Origin of the sequence: Methylomicrobium album BG8 (assembly GCF_000214275.2) — a bacterium.
Taxonomy (GTDB): domain Bacteria; phylum Pseudomonadota; class Gammaproteobacteria; order Methylococcales; family Methylomonadaceae; genus Methylomicrobium; species Methylomicrobium agile.
Map to the genome: position 1 here is coordinate 1,335,743 of NZ_CM001475.1, position 18,653 is coordinate 1,354,395.

The following is an 18,653-nucleotide window of genomic DNA, read 5'->3' on the forward strand; positions in this document are numbered from 1 at the left end:
TCCAGTAACCTTAGATATGAGTGATAGCCATGAACGAAGCAACTTATTTGAACAATCAATTCATCATCGCGATGCCGAATCTGGCCGATCCCAATTTTTTTCATACCGTCACTTACATGTGTCAGCATAATCAGGAAGGCGCTTTGGGCATCGTGATCAACCGTTCGACCGGAATGAAGCTCAGCGAAATCTTCAAGCAGATGGATATCCGCGTGACTTCCGAAGAGGCCGCCGAGGCGCCGATCTTCGCGGGCGGGCCGGTGCAGCAGGACCGCGGCTTCGTCGTGCATACGGCCTGTGGGCAGTGGGACGCGACGCTGCCGGTTTCCGATACGATTTCGCTGACCACTTCGCGCGATGTGATCGAGGCGATTGCGGTCGGCGAAGGGCCGGAACACTATCTGGTCGCGCTCGGTTATGCCGGCTGGGGCGAAGGCCAGTTGGAAAGGGAAATCAAGGAAAATGCCTGGCTCAATTCGCCGTTCGGCACCAAGGTCTTATTCGACCTGCCGATCAATATGCGCTGGACGGCCGCGGCCGGGCAGATCGGCATCGACATCAACCAGCTGACCATGCCGGCTGGACATGGCTGAGGATTTATCCAGGCTTCCCGGCAACACGAAGACTTCCGAACGCAGGGACCCGCTGGCATCGAAAAGCGCCGGCGATACCTTTCTCGGCTTCGACTTCGGCATCAAGAAGATCGGCGTGGCGGTCGGACAAACGGCCACGCTGACCGCAAGCCCGCTGCGGACGCTCAGGGCGGCCAACCAACAGCCGAACTGGCAGGGAATTGCCGAACTGATCCGGGCATGGCATCCGGTGGGGCTGGTCGTTGGCATTTCGCGGCAGGCGGACGGAAGCGACAATCCGGTCACGCCGCGCATGCTAAAATTCTGCCGGCAGCTGGAAGGCCGCTTCGGCCTGCCCGTTTACCGGCAGGACGAAACCTTGTCGACCTTCGAGGCGAAACAGCTGCTGTTCGACGAGGTGAGCGTGAAGGCTAAGAAACTCTGGGAAGTCCAGGACCAGCTGGCCGCGCAGCTTATTTTGCAAACCTGGCTCAATAGCCATAGCCATCGAGAAAATGAATCCTAACCATATCGATATCCCGGAGCTGATCGACCGCCTGGCCGACCAGCTTGAATCCCTTATTGCCGACCGTAAATTGAATAATCCCCTGATGGTTGGGATACGCACCGGCGGCGTCTGGATCGCCGAGCGCCTGCACAGGAAACTCCACATTCAGGAGCCTTTGGGACTCCTCGACATTTCCTTCTACCGCGACGATTTTTCGCAGATCGGGATGAACCCGAGGGTGAAGCCGAACCAGTTGCCCACTCAGCTCGAAGGCCGCGACATCATTCTGGTCGACGACGTGTTTTACACCGGCCGCACCATTCGCGCGGCGTTGAACGAGATTTTCGATTACGGACGGCCGAACCAGGTCGTGCTGGCGGTGCTGATCAAGCGCGACGGCAAGCAGATTCCGATCGCGCCGGATTGCGTCGGGAGCCGGATCGAACTGAATCCGGGCCAGCGCATCAAGCTGACCGGTCCCGAACCGTTGGGCGTGCATATCGAGTGTGCCAAAGGAGCCGCTTGATTCATGGCCGGCAATCTGCAACTGACCCCGGAAGGCAAGCTGAAGCATTTTCTGACAATCGAGGGGCTGGACAAATCGCTGTTGACCGAAATTCTCGACATGGCCGAGTCGTTCGCCGGCATGTCCGACCAGCAGGTCAAGAAAGTGCCGATCCTGCGCGGCAAGACGATCGTGAACCTGTTCTTCGAAAACAGCACGCGCACCCGGACCACGTTCGAACTGGCGGCCAAGCGCCTGTCGGCCGACGTGCTCAGCATCAACATCGCGACTTCGGCCACTTCGAAAGGCGAAAGCCTGCTCGATACGATTCGCAATCTGGAGGCGATGTTCGTCGACATGTTCGTCGTCCGCCATGCGCTGAGCGGCGCGGCTCATTTCATTGCCCAACAGGCCGCGCCGCACATCGGCGTGATCAATGCCGGCGACGGCCAGCATGCGCATCCGACCCAGGCGATGCTGGACATGTTCACGATTCGCCGGATCAAGAAAGATTTCGCGCCGCTGAAGGTCGCGATCATCGGCGACATCCTGCATTCGCGGGTCGCCCGTTCCGAAATCATCGCCCTGAACACGCTGGGCGCCGCCGAGGTCCGGGTGATTGCGCCCAAAACTTTGCTGCCGGCCTATGTCGAGACGCTGGGCGTGAAAGTGTTCCACGACCTGAAAAACGGTCTGAACGATGTGGACGTGGTGATGATGCTGCGCCTGCAGAAAGAAAGGATGAGTTCGGCCCTGCTGCCCAGCGAAAGCGAATATTTCAAATGTTTCGGCCTGACCGGGGACAAATTGAAATACGCGAAGCCCGATGCGATCGTGATGCATCCGGGGCCGATCAACCGCGGCGTGGAGATCGACTCGAAGGTCGCCGACGGCCCGCAGTCGGTGATATTGCAACAGGTCAGCAACGGTATCGCGGTGCGGATGGCGGTGATGGCGATGGTGATGCATCCGCACGGAGTCAGCGTATGAACAAGATACAGATTACGGGCGGACGCCTGGTCGATCCGACCAACGGCATCGACCGGACCGGCGGCGTTTACATTGCGGACGGCAAGATCCTTTCGGTTGCCGCCAGGCCGGACGGTTTCGACGCGGACTTTACCCTCGACGCGGCCGGACAAATCGTCTGTCCCGGCTTCATCGATCTGAGCGCCCGTTTGCGCGAGCCGGGACAAAGCCGCAAGGGAACATTCAAGAGCGAAACCCGCGCGGCGGCCAGTGCCGGCTTTACGACCCTGTGCCTGCAGCCGGATACGGTGCCGGTGATCGATACGCCGGCCGTTGCGGAGCTGGTACGGGAACTGGCCGAAAAAGCCGGCTATCCGCAGATCCATCCGATCGCCGCGCTGACGCAAAAGCTCGACGGGACCGAACTCAGCTCGATGCTGTCTTTGCAGCGGGCCGGCTGTATCGCGGTCGGGCATGCGAACCGGCCGGTCAAAAACCTGCTGATCCTGCGGCGGGCGATGGAATATGCGGCAAGCCACGATTTGCTGCTGATGTTTCGGCCCAACGATTTCTGGCTCGGCAACAACGGCTGCGCGCACGAAGGCGTGTTGGCGACCCGCTACGGTCTGCCGAGCATACCGGAGGCGGCCGAAACGATCGCGCTGGCGCAGTGCCTCGAACTGGCCGAACTGACCGGCTGCCGGGTCCATTTCGGGCAGCTCAGCTGCAAGCGTTCGGTGCTCAAGATCCGGCAGGCCAGGAACGACGGCTTGCGGGTTACCGCCGACGTGGCGATGCATCAGCTGCATCTGACCGAAAACGACATGATCCCGTTCGACAGCGCCTACCATGTGCTGCCGCCGCTCCGTACCGAGGCCGACAGGCAGTATTTGCGGACGGGCCTGGCGGCCGGCACGATCGACGCGATCGTTTCGGATCATCAGCCGCACGATCTCGACGCCAAACTCGGCGCCTTCCCGGAAACCGAGCCGGGCATTTCCGCGTTGGAAACGGTACTGCCGCTGTTGCTCAAACTGGCCGACGACGGTGCGCTGACCCTGTCCGAAGGCATCGCGGCGCTGACCTCGAAGCCGGCGCAGATACTGGGCCTCGGGCGCGGCGCGCTGACGCCGGGCCTGCAGGCCGATGTCTGCATCTTCGATCCGGCTTCAGTCTGGACAATCGATGAAGCCAACTGGAAAAGCCAGGGCGTCAATACGCCGTTCTGGGGGCAGACGATGAAAGGCCGGGTCACTCATACCCTGCAGGCTGGACGGTTGATCCATTCGCCGGCTTAGGGTTGCGGCCGGAAGACCGATGCACCGATGAGGCTTGTCTTCGGTGTCTTCATCCGATCAGCCTGGTTTTACGGTAGTCGTATCGGCTTCATCACGAGCCAGATACTCCGGCCTTTGCCGGAGCGCCCGGTTTCGATGTTTATCCCGTATTCCTGCAATATCGTCCGATCCTGCAGGCGCAGGGCCAGGACGGTCGTTTCCGGCTTTCTTGCTTGGTCAATCGGTTTGGTCATTTGCAAAGCAAGCTTTGCAACGCCTCGGGGCTACGCTTATCCGGCCTACAGTATTTTATCTCTTTAACTTAACAGACAGGATGCAGGAGATAGGGCAACGCAGGAGCGGTTGCCGATGTTGGGTGGCGCATCGATCGCGAACGATACCCCGGTACTCGGTGCGCCTCCCTTCGTTCAGCCCAACGGCTCTTGTAGGGTGGATTCGCCGCCAGGCAATCCGCCGCGCTTTGAAGGCTGTTGGCGTTTTGCTATCGCGAAAACGCCCTACAACGCTGCGCTTCATAACGCTTGACGTGAATAACAGTATCTACTTGGGTATTTTCACGGTAACGGCATTGGGCCGCGAGCCCCGTAGGATTTCCGGGGTATTCCCTGGCAAATTCAAAAAGCCGTTTATTTTTCGGCCGCCGCTGCATTCAAAGGAGCCAGGGTGTTGCCGTTCACGTTGACATTCCGCAAGCCATTCTTCTCGGCATACATTCCTTCTTCCGGAAAATACTGTGCCGGATCGCTGGCGATTTCGCGCGCCGCCAGGAATTGCGCATAATAGTTGCGGGAGGCGAAGCCGAATGCAGGACTTGCGTAGTTTTGCACGATACGAGCAAAGTCGGGGCCGAACTGGCTCTGCGCACGCTTCATGCCGTTAATGCCGTGGTTGTAGGAAGTAATCGCCGCGGGCCAGTTCCCCAGCATGCCGTAGGCGTAGCCGAGGTAATTGGCCGCGCCGACCGCGGAAGCGTAAGGATCGAGGCGCCGGTCCGCGCGATGGCTGCCGGGCATGAACCGTTTTGCGGCGGCTTTGGTGAACTGCCACATGCCGACCGCGCCGGCAGAGGAGCGGGCCGCCGGTTGAAACGAGGATTCGACATGAGGCAGATAAGCCAAGTCTTCCGGCAGGCCGGCGTCGCGGAATATCTTTCGGAACCGCCGGTCATAGCCTGCGCTGATCTCGATGCCGCGTTTGAAGCGTTCGCGCGTCCCGCGTTGCGCATGCACCCGTTCGGCGGCGCCGCTCAAGAGGATGGCGAGCGTTCTGCCGCTGCTTTCCAGCCTGGCGATCAGTTCGCGGTCGCCGGCATTCAACGGGGCGTTGTAGCGCACTTTGCTTTCCAGGACGGCCAGTTGGGCCTTCCAGAAATTGCGGCGCCGGCTGACGATGTCTTTCTGCTCGGAGGTCAGGCTTTCGTCGACGTAACCCGGCAATCTGATCACTTCGTAGATGACGTTCAGATGGCGGTCGTCATGAAGCACCACTTCCGAACGCCGCCACTTCACATAGACATTGCGCCAGAACTCCACCGCCGGTTCCAGGTCGCCAGGTTTCAAGAAGAGGCCGGAGTAAGTCGTTACCGGTTTATGGAGCTTTCGCGGAGCGGCAGGGACTGCCAGGGGGGAGGGCGTATGGATTCGAGGTTCCTCACGGAGGGCGATGGTCTGGCCGCCGCAGGCGCTCAGCCCCATCGCGATCGCCGATGAAAGCCACATCCGCATCATCAATCGCTTCATTTTGCGTGAAAAGAACGGTGAAAAATTTGCCGGAGAAAGAAACAAAACAACGGCTTGACGAAGCGCGTCGTTTTGCTTTGCGAAGGTTTAAAATTATCTTAGCTCATTCCGAGCTTGAGAAACAGTTAATTTTTTTTGTCCGGCATAAGGAGGTCTAACCAAAAAAGCCCCTTCTTGTTGAAGTAGGGTATGCGGTGCATACCTTTTTCTGACGCTCGAGTAGATTAAAATCAGGTACGCACCGCGTACCCTACGTTCATCCAGTAGTTCGGCAATGTCCTTAAACTCTAGCAAACCGTTTTACGCAGCAGCTTGCCGTTTGCTGGCATCCTATTTTTAATAATCTTCGCCAACTCGATTTTCATGCAGATTCTTCTTTACAACGAGCTGAACCCCAAACAGATTCCCGGATTCTCGAAAATGGTCAAATACCTCGAAGCCGACGATTTCAAGTCGGCCGAGGTCAAAAAAGTCGGCGACAATCTGTACCGCGCCCGACTGAATCAAAGCGACCGGCTGTTGTTCTCGGTTTACCGGCATCAGGGGCACGCTTATGCGCTGATCCTGGCATACATCAAGCAGCACGCCTACGAAGACTCGCGTTTTCTGCGCCGCGCCGCCGCGATCGACGAAAGCAAGATTCCGGCGATCGACGATCCGGCGAAGATCGAAGGCGCGCCGCTCGCGTATTTGAATCCGCACCACGACCGCTTCAATCTGCTCGACAAGATCATTTCGTTCGACGACAACCAGCAGGCGATCTATCAGGTGCAGCCGCCGCTGGTGATCATCGGTTCGGCCGGTAGCGGCTTCTCTGCGGCGACTCGAACCAGATCGTGCATCCGAATTTCTTTTCCTGGTCCAAAGTCAAAAGCCTGTTTTATAAGCAGGAAGATTTGCGCGGCGAAGGCGATCTGATCCGGATCTTGAACACGAACTACCGGAACGCGCCGCAAGTGACCGAGATCGCGAACCGGATTTTGAAGATCAAAAACCAGCGCTTCGGCTCGATCGACAAAGAAAGCCATTATCTGGTCGAAAGCAACGGCCACATGGAAGGCGAAGTGCTGCTGCTCGAAGACTCGGCCGACATTCGCCGCGAACTCGACAGCAAGACGCGCACTTCGACTTTGTTCGCGGTGATCGTGATGAACGCCGAACAAAAACCGGAAGCGGCGCGCCATTTCTCGACGCCGCTGGTGTTCATGATCCAGGAAGCGAAAGGGCTCGAATACGAAAATATCATCCTGTACAACTTTTTGACGCTCGAAGAAAGCCGCTACCGCGAAATCGCGAAGGGTGTCACGGCGGCCGACCTGGAGCAGGACTTGAAATACGCGCGCGGCAAGGACAAGACCGACAAATCGCTGGAGGTGTACAAGTTTTACGTGAACGCGCTGTACGTCGCGCTGACTCGCGCGATCAAGAACCTGTACTGGATCGAAAGCAACGTCCGCCAGCCGTTGCTCGATTTGCTCGGCCTGCGCGATGTGCGCACCAGCCTGACGCTGGCGAATCAGAATTCGAGCCTGGACGCCTGGCGCCTGGAAGCGCACAAGCTGGAACTGCAAGGCAAGCAGGAACAGGCCGACCGCATCCGCAGCGAAATCCTGAAGCAAAAAACGCCGCCGTGGCAAGTGCTGAGCGGCGAAGCGCTGGCCGAACTGAAACGGAAAGCGCTGGAAGCGAACGACAAGAACGCCAAGATGACCCTGTTCGAATATGCCTTGGTCTACGAGGATTTAAATATTTTGAATGCGCTGCTGCACGCCGATTTCAAGCCGGCTAGACAGCCGGATAAGGGCTTGCTGATGCTCAAACAGAAGCATTATGTGGCTTATCAATTCAAAAAGCCGGATGCGGTCTTGAAGCAGACCGATCAATACGGCCCGGATTTCCGTAACGTGTTCAATCAGACGCCGTTGATGGTGGCGGCCTGGACCGGCAACGCGGAAGTCGTGAAGGCGTTGGTCGAGGTCGGGGCCGATCCCGAAAAAGTCGACGGCAACGGCCTGACCGCATTCCAGATCGCGCTCGCCCAGGCCGAACGCGGCGAAACCTATGCGAAAAAGAAACTGGCCGCGATCTACGACCTGTTGGAGCCGACCAGCATGAGCATCCAGGTCGAGCACCGGCTGATCAAGCTCGACAAAAGCAGCATGGAGTTTTTTCTGCTGAACCTGATGATCGCTCTGTTTTACCGGGTCATGCCGAAAAAAATGGTTTACTGGCTCGAAGGGTTCACGACGCAGGACTTTATCGATGCGATCGCGCACATCCCGGCCGGAATTTTGCCGGAGCGGCGCAAGCAGCGTGCCTATTTGTCCGCGATTCTGGCGAAAAACGAAATCGAAAAAGACGACCGTTACAACCGCAGGCTGTTTTACCGGGTTATGCGCGGCCATTACATTTTCAACCCGAACCTGGCGATCCGGGTCGAAGGGGAGTGGATCAATATTTACGACTTATTGAATATCGACAAACTGGCGCCCCGGCACGATGCCAAACAGGATTGGTGGCACCGGGATTACAACGAAATCCTCGAAACCTGGATGCAGGAGCGCAAAGCCGAATTGAAGCATTTGCTGACGGAAAAGAGGGAGGGCGTGCGCAGCGAATAAGCGTTTCCAAACCAAGCGCCTGAAGCACAAGAGCCGGAAGTCCGGCTGGGCCATGCGGAACAGAAAGTCGAAATCGGCAAATCGAACGTTCTGCTGATCGGGCTTTCCGGCACCGGCAAAACGCGGTTGGCCAGTATACTCGCTAAGATCGCCGGGGAACCGCGGGCGTTACGACGACCTGACGCCCAGGATCGGCGCGTGGGCCTTGAAGACCGCCCAGACCGACATGCCGGGCATTAGCGCCAGTTTGCGCAGGCTTTGCTGGGTAATCATCGCGGCCAGGATTTCGCCGTTCGGCAAGAGAACGATCACTTCCGAATCCACGATGTCGTGCCGGATCCGCATCACCTTCCCGAGCAGGCGGTTCCGGGCCGAAATCCGTTCGAGGGCGGGATCGGTCAACAGCATGATGTCGGCGCTGTTGATCATCAGCACCGCATCGGCGCCGATGCCGATCGCCAGTGCGTCGAGCGAAGCGGTGCTGAAAGACGAAACCACCTCTTCTCCGCCTTTCAGGCGCACGGTAATTCGGGCATCCGCGACATCCCTGTCGATTGCGGTGACTTGGCCGAACAATTGGTTGCGAGTGCTGGTTTTGACCTCCAGGCGCTGAAGAAGAAGTATCGTAGCGGGGTCTTCGGCCAGGCTTCGGTTCAGTTCGGCGATAAAATCCCTGTGCTTTTGCTCCAGCCGGGTAAACAAGGCCAGCAACGCCTTACCCGCGGGCGTCAATGCGGTTCCGCCCCCCTTACTGCCGCCGATGGCGGTGGTCAGCAGGGTTTGCGGCGCGCCGTTGTTGGCCCGTTCCAGCATTTGCCAGGCGCCCTTGTAACTCAGCCCCATTTGTTTGGCGGCCTGATTGATCGATCCGCTCCGGTCTATCGCCTTCAAGAGCTCCATCATGCGGGCATCCAGCATTCCCGCTAGCCGTAATTCGCCTTCTATCCATCGGGAGGGCGCGTTGTCGTTCGGATTCATGTCACTTCCTTGAAAAAATAGCTTGAATGTTTCTTATGCAAAAACGGTTTGTCGCCAAACAACGTTATTTACTTTGGTATATAACGATATATACTAACACCATCTCAGACCGGTAACTGTTTGGGAAAAACCTTTTCTGAAATCGACTACCACACGAACGGCGTTTGACGTTCACAAAAGGCAGACCGCTATTATGATAAATCCCCAAAATGAATCGAATATCGCTTCCACTTTTACCCGTTCGATCGGAACGGTTGCCGTTTCCGCCGCGATGATCTCCAGTCCCGGACTGGCCGATGCGGCGGAAGAAAAAAGCTACACCAAACCGCCTTTCGCCGTCTTTTCGAGCCAAATGCCGGATGCCTTGTCGGGCTCGTATAAATACGAGAAACCGGTCTGGAACCTGCACGATGCCTTGGGCCTGCCCGAATGGCTGACGGTGTCTCTGGAACAGCGCACCCGCTACGAAACGCTGGACGGCTGCTTTAAGGCCGGTTGCAAGGGCGGCGACCAGCAGGTCCCCCTGCAGGCCGATCTATGGGTTGAAGCCCATTTTCGACAATGGCGAGTCGGCGGAGAATTTCTGGACGCCCGCCAATTCCTGGCCGACAAGGGTTCCGGAATCAACAATACCCATGTCGACGAGGCCGATTTCATCCAGGGCTATCTGGCCTGGGCTGACCAGAATGTAATGTACAGCGGCCTGGGCGTCGAGGCGATCGCCGGCCGGCAGACCCTGAACTTCGGCAGCCGCCGTTTGGTCGCCAGAAACGTGTTCCGGAATACGCTCAACAGTTTCGACGGTTTCCGTCTGAGAGTTCTCGATTACAACCACTGGCAGTTCAACGCCTTCGTGACCAAACCGGTCGGGCGCTATCCGAACAATTCACAGCAATTGCTGGACAATTTCCACAGTTTCGACGAGCCGGAAGAGCAAGCATGGTTTTCCGGCGGCTTTCTGGAAGTGTACGATCTGCCCGCCAAGATCAACGCCGAACTGTACTTGTACCATCTCGACGAAGGCGACCGTAAGCGCAATCCGACCCGAAACCGCCGCTATTTTACGCCGGGCATGCGCTTTTATATCAAACCTGAAAAAGGGCATTTCGATTTTCAAACCGAAACGATCGGCCAGTGGGGCACGGTGCGGGCGAATACGGCGTCCAATGAAAATCTGGACCATGCGGCCTGGTTCCAGCATCTGGACGCGGGCTACACCTTCGAGATGCCGTGGACGCCGCGCTTCGCGGTCGAGTACGATTATGCGAGCGGCGACCACGATCCGAAAGACAAAAAGGACCAGCAGTTCGACACTTTGTACGGCGCGCGGCGCTTCGATTTCGGGCCGACGGGCATATACGCCTCCTTTGCCCGCAGTAACATCAATACGCCGGGTTACCGGGTCAGCTTCAATCCGCACCCGGCCGTACAAGCTTTTATCAGCCACCGTTTTTTCTGGCTGGCAGAAAACAAGGATAGCTGGACGGCGGCGGGATTGCGCGATCAGACGGGCGGGTCCGGCGGATTTGTCGGCCAGCAGTTGGAACTGTCGGCACGCTGGGATGTTAACAGCAGTCTGAACCTGGAAACCGGCTGGGCCCATCTGTTCAAAGGCACCTTTGCCGAAGATGCGCCTAATGCGCCGAAAAGCGGGGATACCGATTATTTCTATGCGCAAAGCCTGTTCCGGTTTTAAGGATATGTTATAAACCGCTCATCATGCTTAGGATTGGGTTGGAAATCATTTCCCCGAATGTTGAGTGATTGGAAACGCAGATTATTCACTCCCCTCTTTGAAAAAGAGGGGACGGAGGAGATTTTCTAAACTAAATCCCCCTCGATCCCCCTTTTTCAAAGGGGGAGGTGTTTTTGACGAGTTCCTCCTTTTTCAAAGGGGGGGAAGTTGTTTTTGACGAAATCCCTTTTTTTCAAAGGGGAAGCTATTTTTGACGAAACCATTAGGAGTGCCCATGTTCGCTACCTTCATCTCACGCTTCTCGATGATCGTGCTATGCTGCGCGGTCGTCGTTTGCCAGCCGGCCCTTGCCGCCACGACGATAGCGGCGGTCGCTTCCAATTTCGCCCAGCCGATGACCGAAATCGCCGCAGCGTTCGAAAAGGCGACCGGTCACAGCGCCAAGCTGTCGTTCGGTTCTTCGGGCAAATTCGTCGCGCAGATCGAAAACGGGGCGCCGTTCGAAGTGTTTCTGTCCGCCGACGCCGAAAAACCGGAACAACTGGAAAAGGCCGGGCTGGCCGTAGCCGGCAGCCGCTTTACCTATGCGGTCGGCAAGCTGGTGCTGTGGTCGGCCAAGCCGGGCTATGTCGACGCTCAGGGGCGCATCCTGGAACAGGGCGGCTTCAAGCATCTGGCGCTGGCCGATCCCAAATTGGCGCCTTACGGCGAGGCCGCCGTCGAGGTGTTGAAGAACAAGGGTTTCTTCGAAAAACTCCAGCCCTTGTTCGTGCTCGGCGAGAACATTTCGCAAACTTATCAGTTCGTCTCGACCGGCAATGCGGAGCTGGGCTTCATCGCGCTGTCGCAGGTGATCGAGAACGGCAAAATTCTCAAGGGTTCCGCCTGGACCGTGCCTGAAAATCTTCATGCGCCGATTCGCCAGGATGCGGTGTTGCTGAATAAAGGCGCGGCAAATCCGGCGGCGCCCGCGTTGCTCGAATTCCTCAAATCCGCCGAAGCGCGGGCGATCATCCAAAAATACGGTTACAGTTTGGCCGATTGAATTTTCCAACCGATGTTCAGCGATGACGATATTTCGGCGCTTTGGCTGACTTTTCAGGTCGCCGGCCTGACGACCGTCCTGCTGTTGCTGCTCGGCACCCCGCTGGCCTGGTGGCTGGCGCGCACCGGATCGCGCTGGAAGGGCATCGTCAATGCCCTGATCGCGTTGCCTCTGATTTTGCCGCCCACCGTGCTCGGTTTTTATCTATTGGTGCTGCTCGGTCCGAACGGGCCGATCGGCGCCCTGATGGCGGGACTGGGCCTCGGTCCCTTGCCCTTTACCTTTAAGGGGCTCGTCGTCGCGTCGGTATTGTATTCGTTGCCGTTCGTGGTGCAGCCCTTGCATACGGCCTTTGCCGCGATCGGCCGTCAGCCCCTGGAAGCCGCCGCCACGCTGCGTGCCGGGCCGCTGGATACCTTTTTCCACATCGTGGCCCCGCTGGCGAAGCCGGGCTTTATAACCGCCGCGATACTCGGCTTCGCCCATACGGTCGGCGAATTCGGCGTGGTGTTGATGATCGGCGGCAATATTCCCGGCAAAACCCGGGTGGTTTCGGTGCAAATCTACAATCACGTCGAGGCGCTGGAATACGGCCGGGCGCATTGGCTGGCCGGCGGCTTGCTGGCTTTCAGCTTTACCGTGTTGCTGCTGTTGTTTAGCGTTTTAAAAAACCCTCCTGTTTCTCATCCAATCAAATGAGCCAGACCATCTTTACCCGCTTTCAATTGGATTACGGCGCGTTTCAGTTGGATGCCGACCTGAATCTGCCCGGATCGGGCATCAGCGTGCTGTTCGGCCCTTCCGGCTCCGGTAAGACCACTTTACTGCGCTGCATTGCCGGGCTCGAGCAACCGCCGCAGGGTTTTCTGAGCGTCAACGGCAAGATCTGGCAGGACAGCGAACGGGCCATTTTCCTGCCGCCCTATCAACGCCAGGTCGGTTATGTGTTCCAGGATGCCAATCTGTTTCCGCATTTAACGGTATTCGACAACCTGAACTTTGGCCTGAAGCGCGTTGGCCGGTCGTTTAACGGCGGCGATGTGCGGAAGACTTTAAAGCTTTTGGCGATCGACCGCTTGCTGGACCGAATGCCGGATCGGCTGTCGGGGGGAGAACGGCAACGGGTCGCCATTGCGCGTGCGCTGGTTCTCAAACCGGAATTGCTGCTGATGGATGAGCCGATGGCTTCGCTGGATTTCAAACTCAAGCAGGAGATCCTGCCGTTTTTGATCCGTTTGCGCCAGCAATTGGACATTCCGGTTTTGTATGTCACGCATTCGCAGGAGGAAGTCGCGCAGTTGGCCGATCATCTGGTGGCGATAGACGCAGGCCGCGTGCTGGCGTCGGGCCCGCTCGCCGATACGTTGGGCCGTATCGATCTGCCGATAGCGGAGGACAAGCATGCTCTGATGGTCTGGCAGGGGCGCGTCGTGGAACACGATGCCGACTATCATTTGACCCTGATCGGCTTTAGCGGCGCGGAGCTTCATCTGCCGATAGTGGCGGCGGCTATCGGCGACACGGTAAGGGTACAGATCTATGCCAGCGATGTTAGTATTTCCCTGGAAGCGCCGCGGGCGACCAGCATTCTGAACGTGCTGCCCGCCACGATCACGGACATAGCCGACAGGTTGAACGGCCAGGCAATCGTAAAGCTCGAAGTCAGTGCGCTGCCGTTGTTGGCGCATATCACCTGTAAATCCAGACAGTTACTGGATTTGCAGGTGGGCAGGCACGTTTATGTGCAGATTAAAGGCACATCCATTGTAAATTAGCGCATGGGAGATTCATCATGAAAGTCAGTGCACGCAACCAGTTCAAAGGAGTCGTCAGCGAAGTTCGCCCGGGTTCGGTATATACGGAAGTTCTCGTGCGATTGCAGGGCGGAGATACTCTCGTCGCCACGGTGACCAAGGAATCGGCCGAATCGCTCGCTATCCAGGCCGGCAAGGAAGTGATCGCGATGATCAAGGCGCCGCACGTGATCATCGTCACCGATTTCGGCGGCTACCGCATTTCGGCGCGCAACCAGCTCCAGGGAACGGTGACTCAAGTCAAGCTCGGCGCGATCAACAGCGAGGTGGACATCGAATTGAAAGGCGGCGAAACGGTGGCCGCCACGGTCACGAACGAAAGCGTCGAAGCGCTGGATTTACGCCAGGGGCAGCCGGTGACGGCGGTATTCAAAGCCGGATCGGTGATTCTGGCGGTCGCGGGATAATGAGCCATCGCCTGCGGACCGGCTCGATCCCGGCCGCAGTTCGTACCGTGGAAGGTGCCATGCTGCTGGAAATGAACGTAACACTGGGCCGCGGCCGTTTCGGCTTGTCGATGCAATTGTCGGCCAGCGCAACCTGCGTCGGCCTGTTCGGAAAATCCGGGGCCGGCAAAAGCGCGGTTTTCGATTTGATTTCCGGCGCCCTGCAACCCCAAAGCGGGCGCATCGTTCTGAACGGCAAGATTTTATCCGACAGCACCCGAGGCATCGTGATGCCCCGCGAACTGCGCCCGGTCGGCGCGGCCGCGCAGATCGACGGCGCGGGTTACGACTCGTCGGGCGACGGCTTTTCGCCGCCCGGCTGAAGACCGGGCGGTATCATGTTGTTTCAAGGAAGTTTCTCCCTTTTTGGCCCTTACCGATGTTCATCCGGCAAATCCATTATCTGCTCGCTCTCGCCAAAACCCGACATTTCGGCCGGGCGGCCGAGCTCAGCCATGTTTCCCAGCCCGCCCTGTCGAACGCCATCCAGCATCTCGAAGAAGAACTGGGCATCACCATCATCAAGCGCGGACAGCGTTTCGAGGGTTTTACCGAGGAAGGCGAAAAAGTCTTGCAGTGGGCGCGCATTCTGGCCCAGAACTGGGAGGGCATGCGCCAGGCCGCCGTCCAGTATCGCCGGCAGCTCACCGGCGTTCTGCGCCTGGGCGCCATCCCGACGATGCTGGCCGTCACGCCGCTGCTGACCAAGCCCTGCCAGGACGAATATCCCGGCATCGCCGTCAAACTGACCTCCCTCTGCGCCGAAGAACTCATCCGGCAACTCGACGGCTTCGAGCTGGATCTGGGCCTGACCTATCTGGAGGATCCCCGGTTAAAAGGATTCCGGATTTTGCCGCTGTACCGCGAGCGGCACGTGCTGCTGGCCCGGAAGCCGGATTCCCGCCTGCTCGAAGGCCATTTGAGCTGGAACGACGTCGAAGGGCTTCCCTTGTGCCTCTTGACGCCGAACATGCAAAACCGCCATCTGATCGACGCCGCCTTCCGGCAGGCCGGGGTCGCCCCGAAGATCATGCTGGAAACCGATTCGATCTTCGCCCTGTATGCGCACGTATGCAACGCGGGCCTGTACAGTATTGTGCCGCACAGCATGCTGAGCCAGTTCGAAATGCGCCAGGAAGTGGCCGCGCTGCCGCTGGCGCCCGAGCTTTCGCGGAAAGTGGGCCTGGTCATGCGCCGCCAGGAGTTGCCCATCCCGATCCAGGACGCCGCCTGGAAAATAGCCCAAGGACTGAATTTGCAGCATTGCTTCGATTCGTTGATAATCGGCAAGTTATGAATGAGTGATAAAACCGGACGATCGCCGGGTCCGTGCGACCGGCGCGGTTTGGCCTGCGCTCCGGGGTGATCCGCCGCGGGCCGCGTGTTCCCGGAAATAAATTTTCCGCGCCCGGCACAAATGCCGATGTAAGGTTTCTAACTGAACGTACGACGCGCAGCCGTTTTATCGATAAACCGATTTTTGGAGGAGAGACTGTGAACAGGCGAAAACGCGCATCTTGCTCTTTTTTGATACTGGGCGTTTTGGCGGTTGCGGCCGGCGGGCTGCTGAATCCGCACCTGCTGGAGGGTAAAACCGTCAATCCTTCTCTGAACAAGGCGGCGGTCGGTCCGGATACCCCCTATATCGTGTTGGGGATGGGGTGCTTTTGGGGCGCCGAAAAGCGCATGCAGGCGCTGACCGGCGTGCTGGACGTCGAAGCCGGCTATGCCGGGGGCGATATGCCTTCCCCCGTTTACGAAACGCTTCACGACACCGAAAAGGCGATAGAAGAAGGCACTCCCGTCAAAAACCATGCCGAAGTGGTTAAAGTCTATTACGACCCACGGCAGACCACCCTCGAACGCGTCCTGATCCATTTTTGGGAAAACCACAATCCGACCCAGGGCAATCGCCAGGGCAACGACATCGGCAGCAATTACCGCAGCGCCGTCTTTTACCGTACCGACGAGGAACGCCGGTGGGCCGAGAAAACACGGGAAGTCTATCAACAGAGCCTGAAGAAGGTGGGTATCGCCAAGCCTATTACGACCGAAATTGCGCCGCTCAGGAACTATGCCGCCGCCGAAGATTACCATCAGGACTATCTGGAAAAGAATCCGCTCGGTTATTGCGGATTGGGAGGCATCGGCGTGGCCTATCTCGATCCGCGGACTGCCGTCGGCGGCGCGGTTCCGCATGAGGCGGCCGAAACCGGGGAGGGCGGTCAGGGTTGGCAGAATGTCGCCTTGAATGTCGGGGAACAGCTGATCGCCTTCGAAGCGGACGATTGCGGCTATTGCCGGCAATTCGACAAGGAAGTGCTTGCGGTCTGGAAAAATCCGCTTCCCATCGTGTCCACCCATTTGACGGCGCCTCCGGAAGGCTGGAAGCTGAACGGGGAATTATTCGCCACTCCCACCATCGTCCTGTTCAGAGACCGGCAGGAAGTCGCCCGCTATACCGGTTATCGGGGGGCGGGGGATTTCTGGCGGTGGTTGAGCGAAGCGGGGAAAAGCACGTAGGCGGCGTTCCAGTGGAGAAGATGTTTCCATGTCTCCGAGTCGTTCGAGAGATTTGGAAATTCGAGGCTTTTTGCATTCGATGGCATAATCTGTCAGCGCGTTGGCTTCCTAATTTATGGGCTCCTGCCAGAGCGTCCGTTGAACAATAAGCCGGCCATAGAGTCCAATGGCTTGATTCGAGGGGGTGTGGATCATGTTTTTACATGGCTTGAGAAGGCATTTCATTAGCGTCGAGGCTCTGTTTGCCGCCGCCTTGTACCCGTTTTCGGCGGTCTCCGGGAGCCGAGGCGCCCCGTTTCCCTGTTCCTCGTCCGCCCAGCCTGACGTCTGCCGGAGTCAGGATGAATCAGGCGGCTAAATCGGCCGGTTTTCGCCCGGCAGGGTTGTGGTTCTTTCTGCTGCTTTCCGGCTGCATGGTCGGCCCCGACTATGTCCGCCCTCCCGCCGAAACGGCGGCCCAATGGCTGGATTCTCGGGACGGCCGGCTCAAAACGAATTTCACCGATGTCCGGGATTGGTGGAAAACATTTGACGACCCGGTTCTTAACCGGCTCATTGAACGCGCTTATCTCGACAATCTCGATCTCCGCGTCGCCGGCGTGCGAATACTCGAGGCCCGCGCACAACTGGCCATCGCAACCGGCGATCTTTATCCGCAAAATCAGCAACTGACCGGTTCGCTGAACGAGATCCACCTCAGCCAGCGTGCCTCGCAGGCCGCTTTTTCCCATATTTTCGATTATGCCCAGACCCAGCTTGGCCTGACCGCCAGCTGGGAAATCGACTTCTGGGGTAAATTCCGCCGCGCCATCGAATCGGCGGATGCCGAATTCCAGGCGGCGGTGGCCAATTACAACGCCGGGTTGGTCAGTCTCACGGCCGATGTGGCGCATGCGTATATCACGATCCGGACGTTTGAAAAACGCCTGGGCATTGCGCGGCAAAACGTCGATACGCAGCAGGCCAACCTGCAGCTTGCAAAAATCCGCTATGAGGGCGGCACGACTTCCGAGCGCGATGTCGAACAGGCCAGGACGGTGTTGGCAAGCACCGAGGCTTCCATTCCTACGCTCGAGATCGAACTTCGCCGGCAGCAGAACGCGTTGAATTTTCTGCTGGGCATGGCGCCGGGCCGGATCGGCGATTTGCTGAGCGGCAATGCGCAAATTCCCGCCCCTCCCGCGGAGGTGGTCGTGGGCGTGCCGGCCGATCTGCTGCGCCGCCGCCCCGATGTCCGCGCCGCCGAACGGCGTGCTGCCGCCCAGTCCGCAAGCGTCGGCGTGACCCAGGCGGCTCTTTATCCGGCTTTTTCGCTGACCGGCACTTTCGGTTTACTCTCGACCGATGTCGGCTCGTTCGCGCTGAGCGATGTTTTCTTATGGAAAAGCCGGACCGCCAACTTCGGGCCGGCGCTGCAATGGAACATCTTCAACTACGGGCAAATCACCAATCAAGTCCGGGTACAGGACGCCCGGCTGCAGGCCTTGCTGATCGGCTATCAGAATACCGTGCTCGCCGCGCAGCGCGAAGTGGAAGACAACTTGGTGGCGTTCCTGCGCTCCCAGGAGCGCGCCCGGTCTTTGGTGAAAAGTATCACGGCCGCGCGGCATTCGCTGGAACTGGCCACCTTGCAGTACCGGCAGGGCATCACCGATTTTACGACCGTGTTGACGGCCCAGCAGGCGCTGCTGAACGAACAAGACAGCCTCGCCGTCACGTTGGGCGACATCTCGAACAATCTGGTGGGCGTATACCGGGCCCTCGGAGGCGGGTGGCAGATTCGCGAAGGCAAGGATGCGGTGCCCGTTTTCGTCAAGGAGGAAATGGCAAAGCGTACCGATTGGGGCGGGTTGTTGTCGCCTGCCGCGCAACCGTCGCCGGATGCCCGGAAATCTTCGGGCATCGGTTGGCCTCGCTGGTAAATGGGAGCGAAGATTGC

The 18,653-nt window shown here is 58.3% G+C and carries 20 protein-coding genes; 17 read left to right on the forward strand and 3 right to left on the reverse strand.

Features of this window, described 5'->3' with window-relative positions; translation table 11 throughout:
* Nucleotides 1-29: 29 nt before the first annotated feature.
* The 5 genes from METAL_RS05895 to METAL_RS05915 are packed head-to-tail and all read left to right on the forward strand — an operon-like array spanning nt 30 to nt 3,852.
* On the forward strand, nt 30-593 hold the full coding sequence (locus tag METAL_RS05895; RefSeq protein WP_005370547.1) for a YqgE/AlgH family protein: 564 nt from the start codon (nt 30-32) through the stop codon (nt 591-593).
* On the forward strand, nt 586-1,098 hold the full coding sequence (gene ruvX / locus METAL_RS05900) for a Holliday junction resolvase RuvX (protein WP_005370548.1): 513 nt from the start codon (nt 586-588) through the stop codon (nt 1,096-1,098). Before METAL_RS05895 ends, ruvX begins: the two co-directional genes overlap by 8 nt.
* Nucleotides 1,088-1,606: a bifunctional pyr operon transcriptional regulator/uracil phosphoribosyltransferase PyrR gene (gene pyrR / locus METAL_RS05905; RefSeq protein WP_005370550.1), complete on the forward strand. Its 519-nt coding sequence runs from the start codon at nt 1,088-1,090 to the stop codon at nt 1,604-1,606. Before ruvX ends, pyrR begins: the two co-directional genes overlap by 11 nt.
* A gap of 3 nt (nt 1,607-1,609) precedes the next feature.
* Complete coding sequence (locus METAL_RS05910) at nt 1,610-2,575, forward strand: aspartate carbamoyltransferase catalytic subunit (RefSeq protein WP_005370559.1); 966 nt, start codon at nt 1,610-1,612, stop codon at nt 2,573-2,575.
* Nucleotides 2,572-3,852, forward strand: a complete 1,281-nt coding sequence (locus tag METAL_RS05915) for a dihydroorotase (protein WP_005370561.1) — start codon at nt 2,572-2,574, stop codon at nt 3,850-3,852. The genes METAL_RS05910 and METAL_RS05915 overlap by 4 nt, the downstream gene beginning before the upstream one ends.
* 68 nt (nt 3,853-3,920) lie before the next feature.
* Here the strand turns inward: METAL_RS05915 and METAL_RS20530 are convergent, their stop codons facing one another.
* On the reverse strand, nt 3,921-4,085 hold the full coding sequence (locus METAL_RS20530; RefSeq protein ID WP_157203435.1) for a hypothetical protein: 165 nt from the start codon (nt 4,083-4,085) through the stop codon (nt 3,921-3,923).
* A 393-nt stretch (nt 4,086-4,478) separates the two neighbouring features.
* A complete protein-coding gene (locus METAL_RS05920; RefSeq protein WP_245549475.1) occupies nt 4,479-5,411 on the reverse strand; it encodes a lytic transglycosylase domain-containing protein in 933 nt (310 codons plus the stop codon).
* 103 nt (nt 5,412-5,514) lie between these two features.
* On the opposite strand from METAL_RS05920, the gene METAL_RS21810 reads away from it, so the two are divergent.
* The 3 genes from METAL_RS21810 to METAL_RS05925 all read left to right on the forward strand — a co-directional run bounded on the left by METAL_RS21810 (nt 5,515) and on the right by METAL_RS05925 (nt 8,212).
* Complete coding sequence (locus METAL_RS21810; protein ID WP_281023979.1) at nt 5,515-5,649, forward strand: hypothetical protein; 135 nt, start codon at nt 5,515-5,517, stop codon at nt 5,647-5,649.
* Between the two features lie 305 nt (nt 5,650-5,954).
* Nucleotides 5,955-6,509, forward strand: coding sequence for a hypothetical protein (locus tag METAL_RS19840; RefSeq protein ID WP_213069466.1), 555 nt, complete (start codon nt 5,955-5,957; stop codon nt 6,507-6,509).
* Nucleotides 6,428-8,212 carry an ankyrin repeat domain-containing protein gene (locus METAL_RS05925; RefSeq protein ID WP_213069467.1) on the forward strand — a complete coding sequence of 595 codons (1,785 nt, stop codon included), beginning with the start codon at nt 6,428-6,430 and terminating at the stop codon, nt 8,210-8,212. Before METAL_RS19840 ends, METAL_RS05925 begins: the two co-directional genes overlap by 82 nt.
* Before the next feature lie 168 nt (nt 8,213-8,380).
* On the opposite strand, the gene METAL_RS05930 is transcribed toward METAL_RS05925, so the two are convergent.
* On the reverse strand, nt 8,381-9,190 hold the full coding sequence (locus METAL_RS05930; protein ID WP_005370566.1) for a TOBE domain-containing protein: 810 nt from the start codon (nt 9,188-9,190) through the stop codon (nt 8,381-8,383).
* Between the two features lie 193 nt (nt 9,191-9,383).
* Here METAL_RS05930 and METAL_RS05935 point away from each other — a divergent pair, with 193 nt between their 5' ends.
* The 9 genes from METAL_RS05935 to METAL_RS05975 all read left to right on the forward strand — a co-directional run bounded on the left by METAL_RS05935 (nt 9,384) and on the right by METAL_RS05975 (nt 18,636).
* Nucleotides 9,384-10,886, forward strand: a complete 1,503-nt coding sequence (locus METAL_RS05935) for an alginate export family protein (protein ID WP_005370568.1) — start codon at nt 9,384-9,386, stop codon at nt 10,884-10,886.
* Nucleotides 10,887-11,160: 274 nt separating this feature from the next.
* Nucleotides 11,161-11,931, forward strand: a complete 771-nt coding sequence (modA, locus tag METAL_RS05940; RefSeq protein WP_005370570.1) for a molybdate ABC transporter substrate-binding protein — start codon at nt 11,161-11,163, stop codon at nt 11,929-11,931.
* 12 nt (nt 11,932-11,943) lie between these two features.
* On the forward strand, nt 11,944-12,630 hold the full coding sequence (gene modB, locus METAL_RS05945; RefSeq protein WP_005370572.1) for a molybdate ABC transporter permease subunit: 687 nt from the start codon (nt 11,944-11,946) through the stop codon (nt 12,628-12,630).
* The gene (gene modC / locus METAL_RS05950; RefSeq protein WP_005370574.1) at nt 12,627-13,706 is read left to right on the forward strand and encodes a molybdenum ABC transporter ATP-binding protein; all 1,080 of its coding nucleotides are present in this window, start codon (nt 12,627-12,629) and stop codon (nt 13,704-13,706) included. The genes modB and modC overlap by 4 nt, the downstream gene beginning before the upstream one ends.
* A 17-nt stretch (nt 13,707-13,723) precedes the next feature.
* Nucleotides 13,724-14,152: a TOBE domain-containing protein gene (locus METAL_RS05955; RefSeq protein ID WP_005370578.1), complete on the forward strand. Its 429-nt coding sequence runs from the start codon at nt 13,724-13,726 to the stop codon at nt 14,150-14,152.
* Nucleotides 14,152-14,514, forward strand: coding sequence for an ATP-binding cassette domain-containing protein (locus tag METAL_RS19845; RefSeq protein ID WP_005370579.1), 363 nt, complete (start codon nt 14,152-14,154; stop codon nt 14,512-14,514). Before METAL_RS05955 ends, METAL_RS19845 begins: the two co-directional genes overlap by 1 nt.
* A gap of 56 nt (nt 14,515-14,570) precedes the next feature.
* Nucleotides 14,571-15,488: a LysR family transcriptional regulator gene (locus METAL_RS05965; RefSeq protein WP_005370580.1), complete on the forward strand. Its 918-nt coding sequence runs from the start codon at nt 14,571-14,573 to the stop codon at nt 15,486-15,488.
* Nucleotides 15,489-15,685: 197 nt separating this feature from the next.
* Entirely contained in the window at nt 15,686-16,714 is a 1,029-nt protein-coding gene (gene msrA / locus METAL_RS05970; RefSeq protein WP_005370581.1) for a peptide-methionine (S)-S-oxide reductase MsrA, read from the forward strand.
* A 341-nt stretch (nt 16,715-17,055) separates the two neighbouring features.
* Nucleotides 17,056-18,636, forward strand: a complete 1,581-nt coding sequence (locus METAL_RS05975; RefSeq protein WP_005370582.1) for an efflux transporter outer membrane subunit — start codon at nt 17,056-17,058, stop codon at nt 18,634-18,636.
* Nucleotides 18,637-18,653 lie beyond the last annotated feature (17 nt).

Excerpts from the sequence above, each read along its gene's own strand:
- METAL_RS05955 (WP_005370578.1), top strand. The coding sequence starts at position 13,724 with ATGAAAGTCAGTGCACGCAACCAGTTCAAAGGAGTCGTCAGCGAAGTT.
- METAL_RS19845 (WP_005370579.1), top strand. The coding sequence starts at position 14,152 with ATGAGCCATCGCCTGCGGACCGGCTCGATCCCGGCCGCAGTTCGTACC.
- modC (WP_005370574.1), top strand. The coding sequence starts at position 12,627 with ATGAGCCAGACCATCTTTACCCGCTTTCAATTGGATTACGGCGCGTTT.
- pyrR (WP_005370550.1), top strand. The coding sequence starts at position 1,088 with ATGAATCCTAACCATATCGATATCCCGGAGCTGATCGACCGCCTGGCC.
- METAL_RS21810 (WP_281023979.1), top strand. The coding sequence starts at position 5,515 with ATGGTCTGGCCGCCGCAGGCGCTCAGCCCCATCGCGATCGCCGATGAA.
- modA (WP_005370570.1), top strand. The coding sequence starts at position 11,161 with ATGTTCGCTACCTTCATCTCACGCTTCTCGATGATCGTGCTATGCTGC.
- ruvX (WP_005370548.1), top strand. The coding sequence starts at position 586 with ATGGCTGAGGATTTATCCAGGCTTCCCGGCAACACGAAGACTTCCGAA.
- METAL_RS19840 (WP_213069466.1), top strand. The coding sequence starts at position 5,955 with ATGCAGATTCTTCTTTACAACGAGCTGAACCCCAAACAGATTCCCGGA.
- METAL_RS05930 (WP_005370566.1), bottom strand. The coding sequence starts at position 9,190 with ATGAATCCGAACGACAACGCGCCCTCCCGATGGATAGAAGGCGAATTA.
- METAL_RS20530 (WP_157203435.1), bottom strand. The coding sequence starts at position 4,085 with ATGACCAAACCGATTGACCAAGCAAGAAAGCCGGAAACGACCGTCCTG.
- METAL_RS05895 (WP_005370547.1), top strand. The coding sequence starts at position 30 with ATGAACGAAGCAACTTATTTGAACAATCAATTCATCATCGCGATGCCG.
- METAL_RS05975 (WP_005370582.1), top strand. The coding sequence starts at position 17,056 with ATGAATCAGGCGGCTAAATCGGCCGGTTTTCGCCCGGCAGGGTTGTGG.
- METAL_RS05965 (WP_005370580.1), top strand. The coding sequence starts at position 14,571 with ATGTTCATCCGGCAAATCCATTATCTGCTCGCTCTCGCCAAAACCCGA.
- modB (WP_005370572.1), top strand. The coding sequence starts at position 11,944 with ATGTTCAGCGATGACGATATTTCGGCGCTTTGGCTGACTTTTCAGGTC.
- METAL_RS05910 (WP_005370559.1), top strand. The coding sequence starts at position 1,610 with ATGGCCGGCAATCTGCAACTGACCCCGGAAGGCAAGCTGAAGCATTTT.
- METAL_RS05935 (WP_005370568.1), top strand. The coding sequence starts at position 9,384 with ATGATAAATCCCCAAAATGAATCGAATATCGCTTCCACTTTTACCCGT.
- METAL_RS05915 (WP_005370561.1), top strand. The coding sequence starts at position 2,572 with ATGAACAAGATACAGATTACGGGCGGACGCCTGGTCGATCCGACCAAC.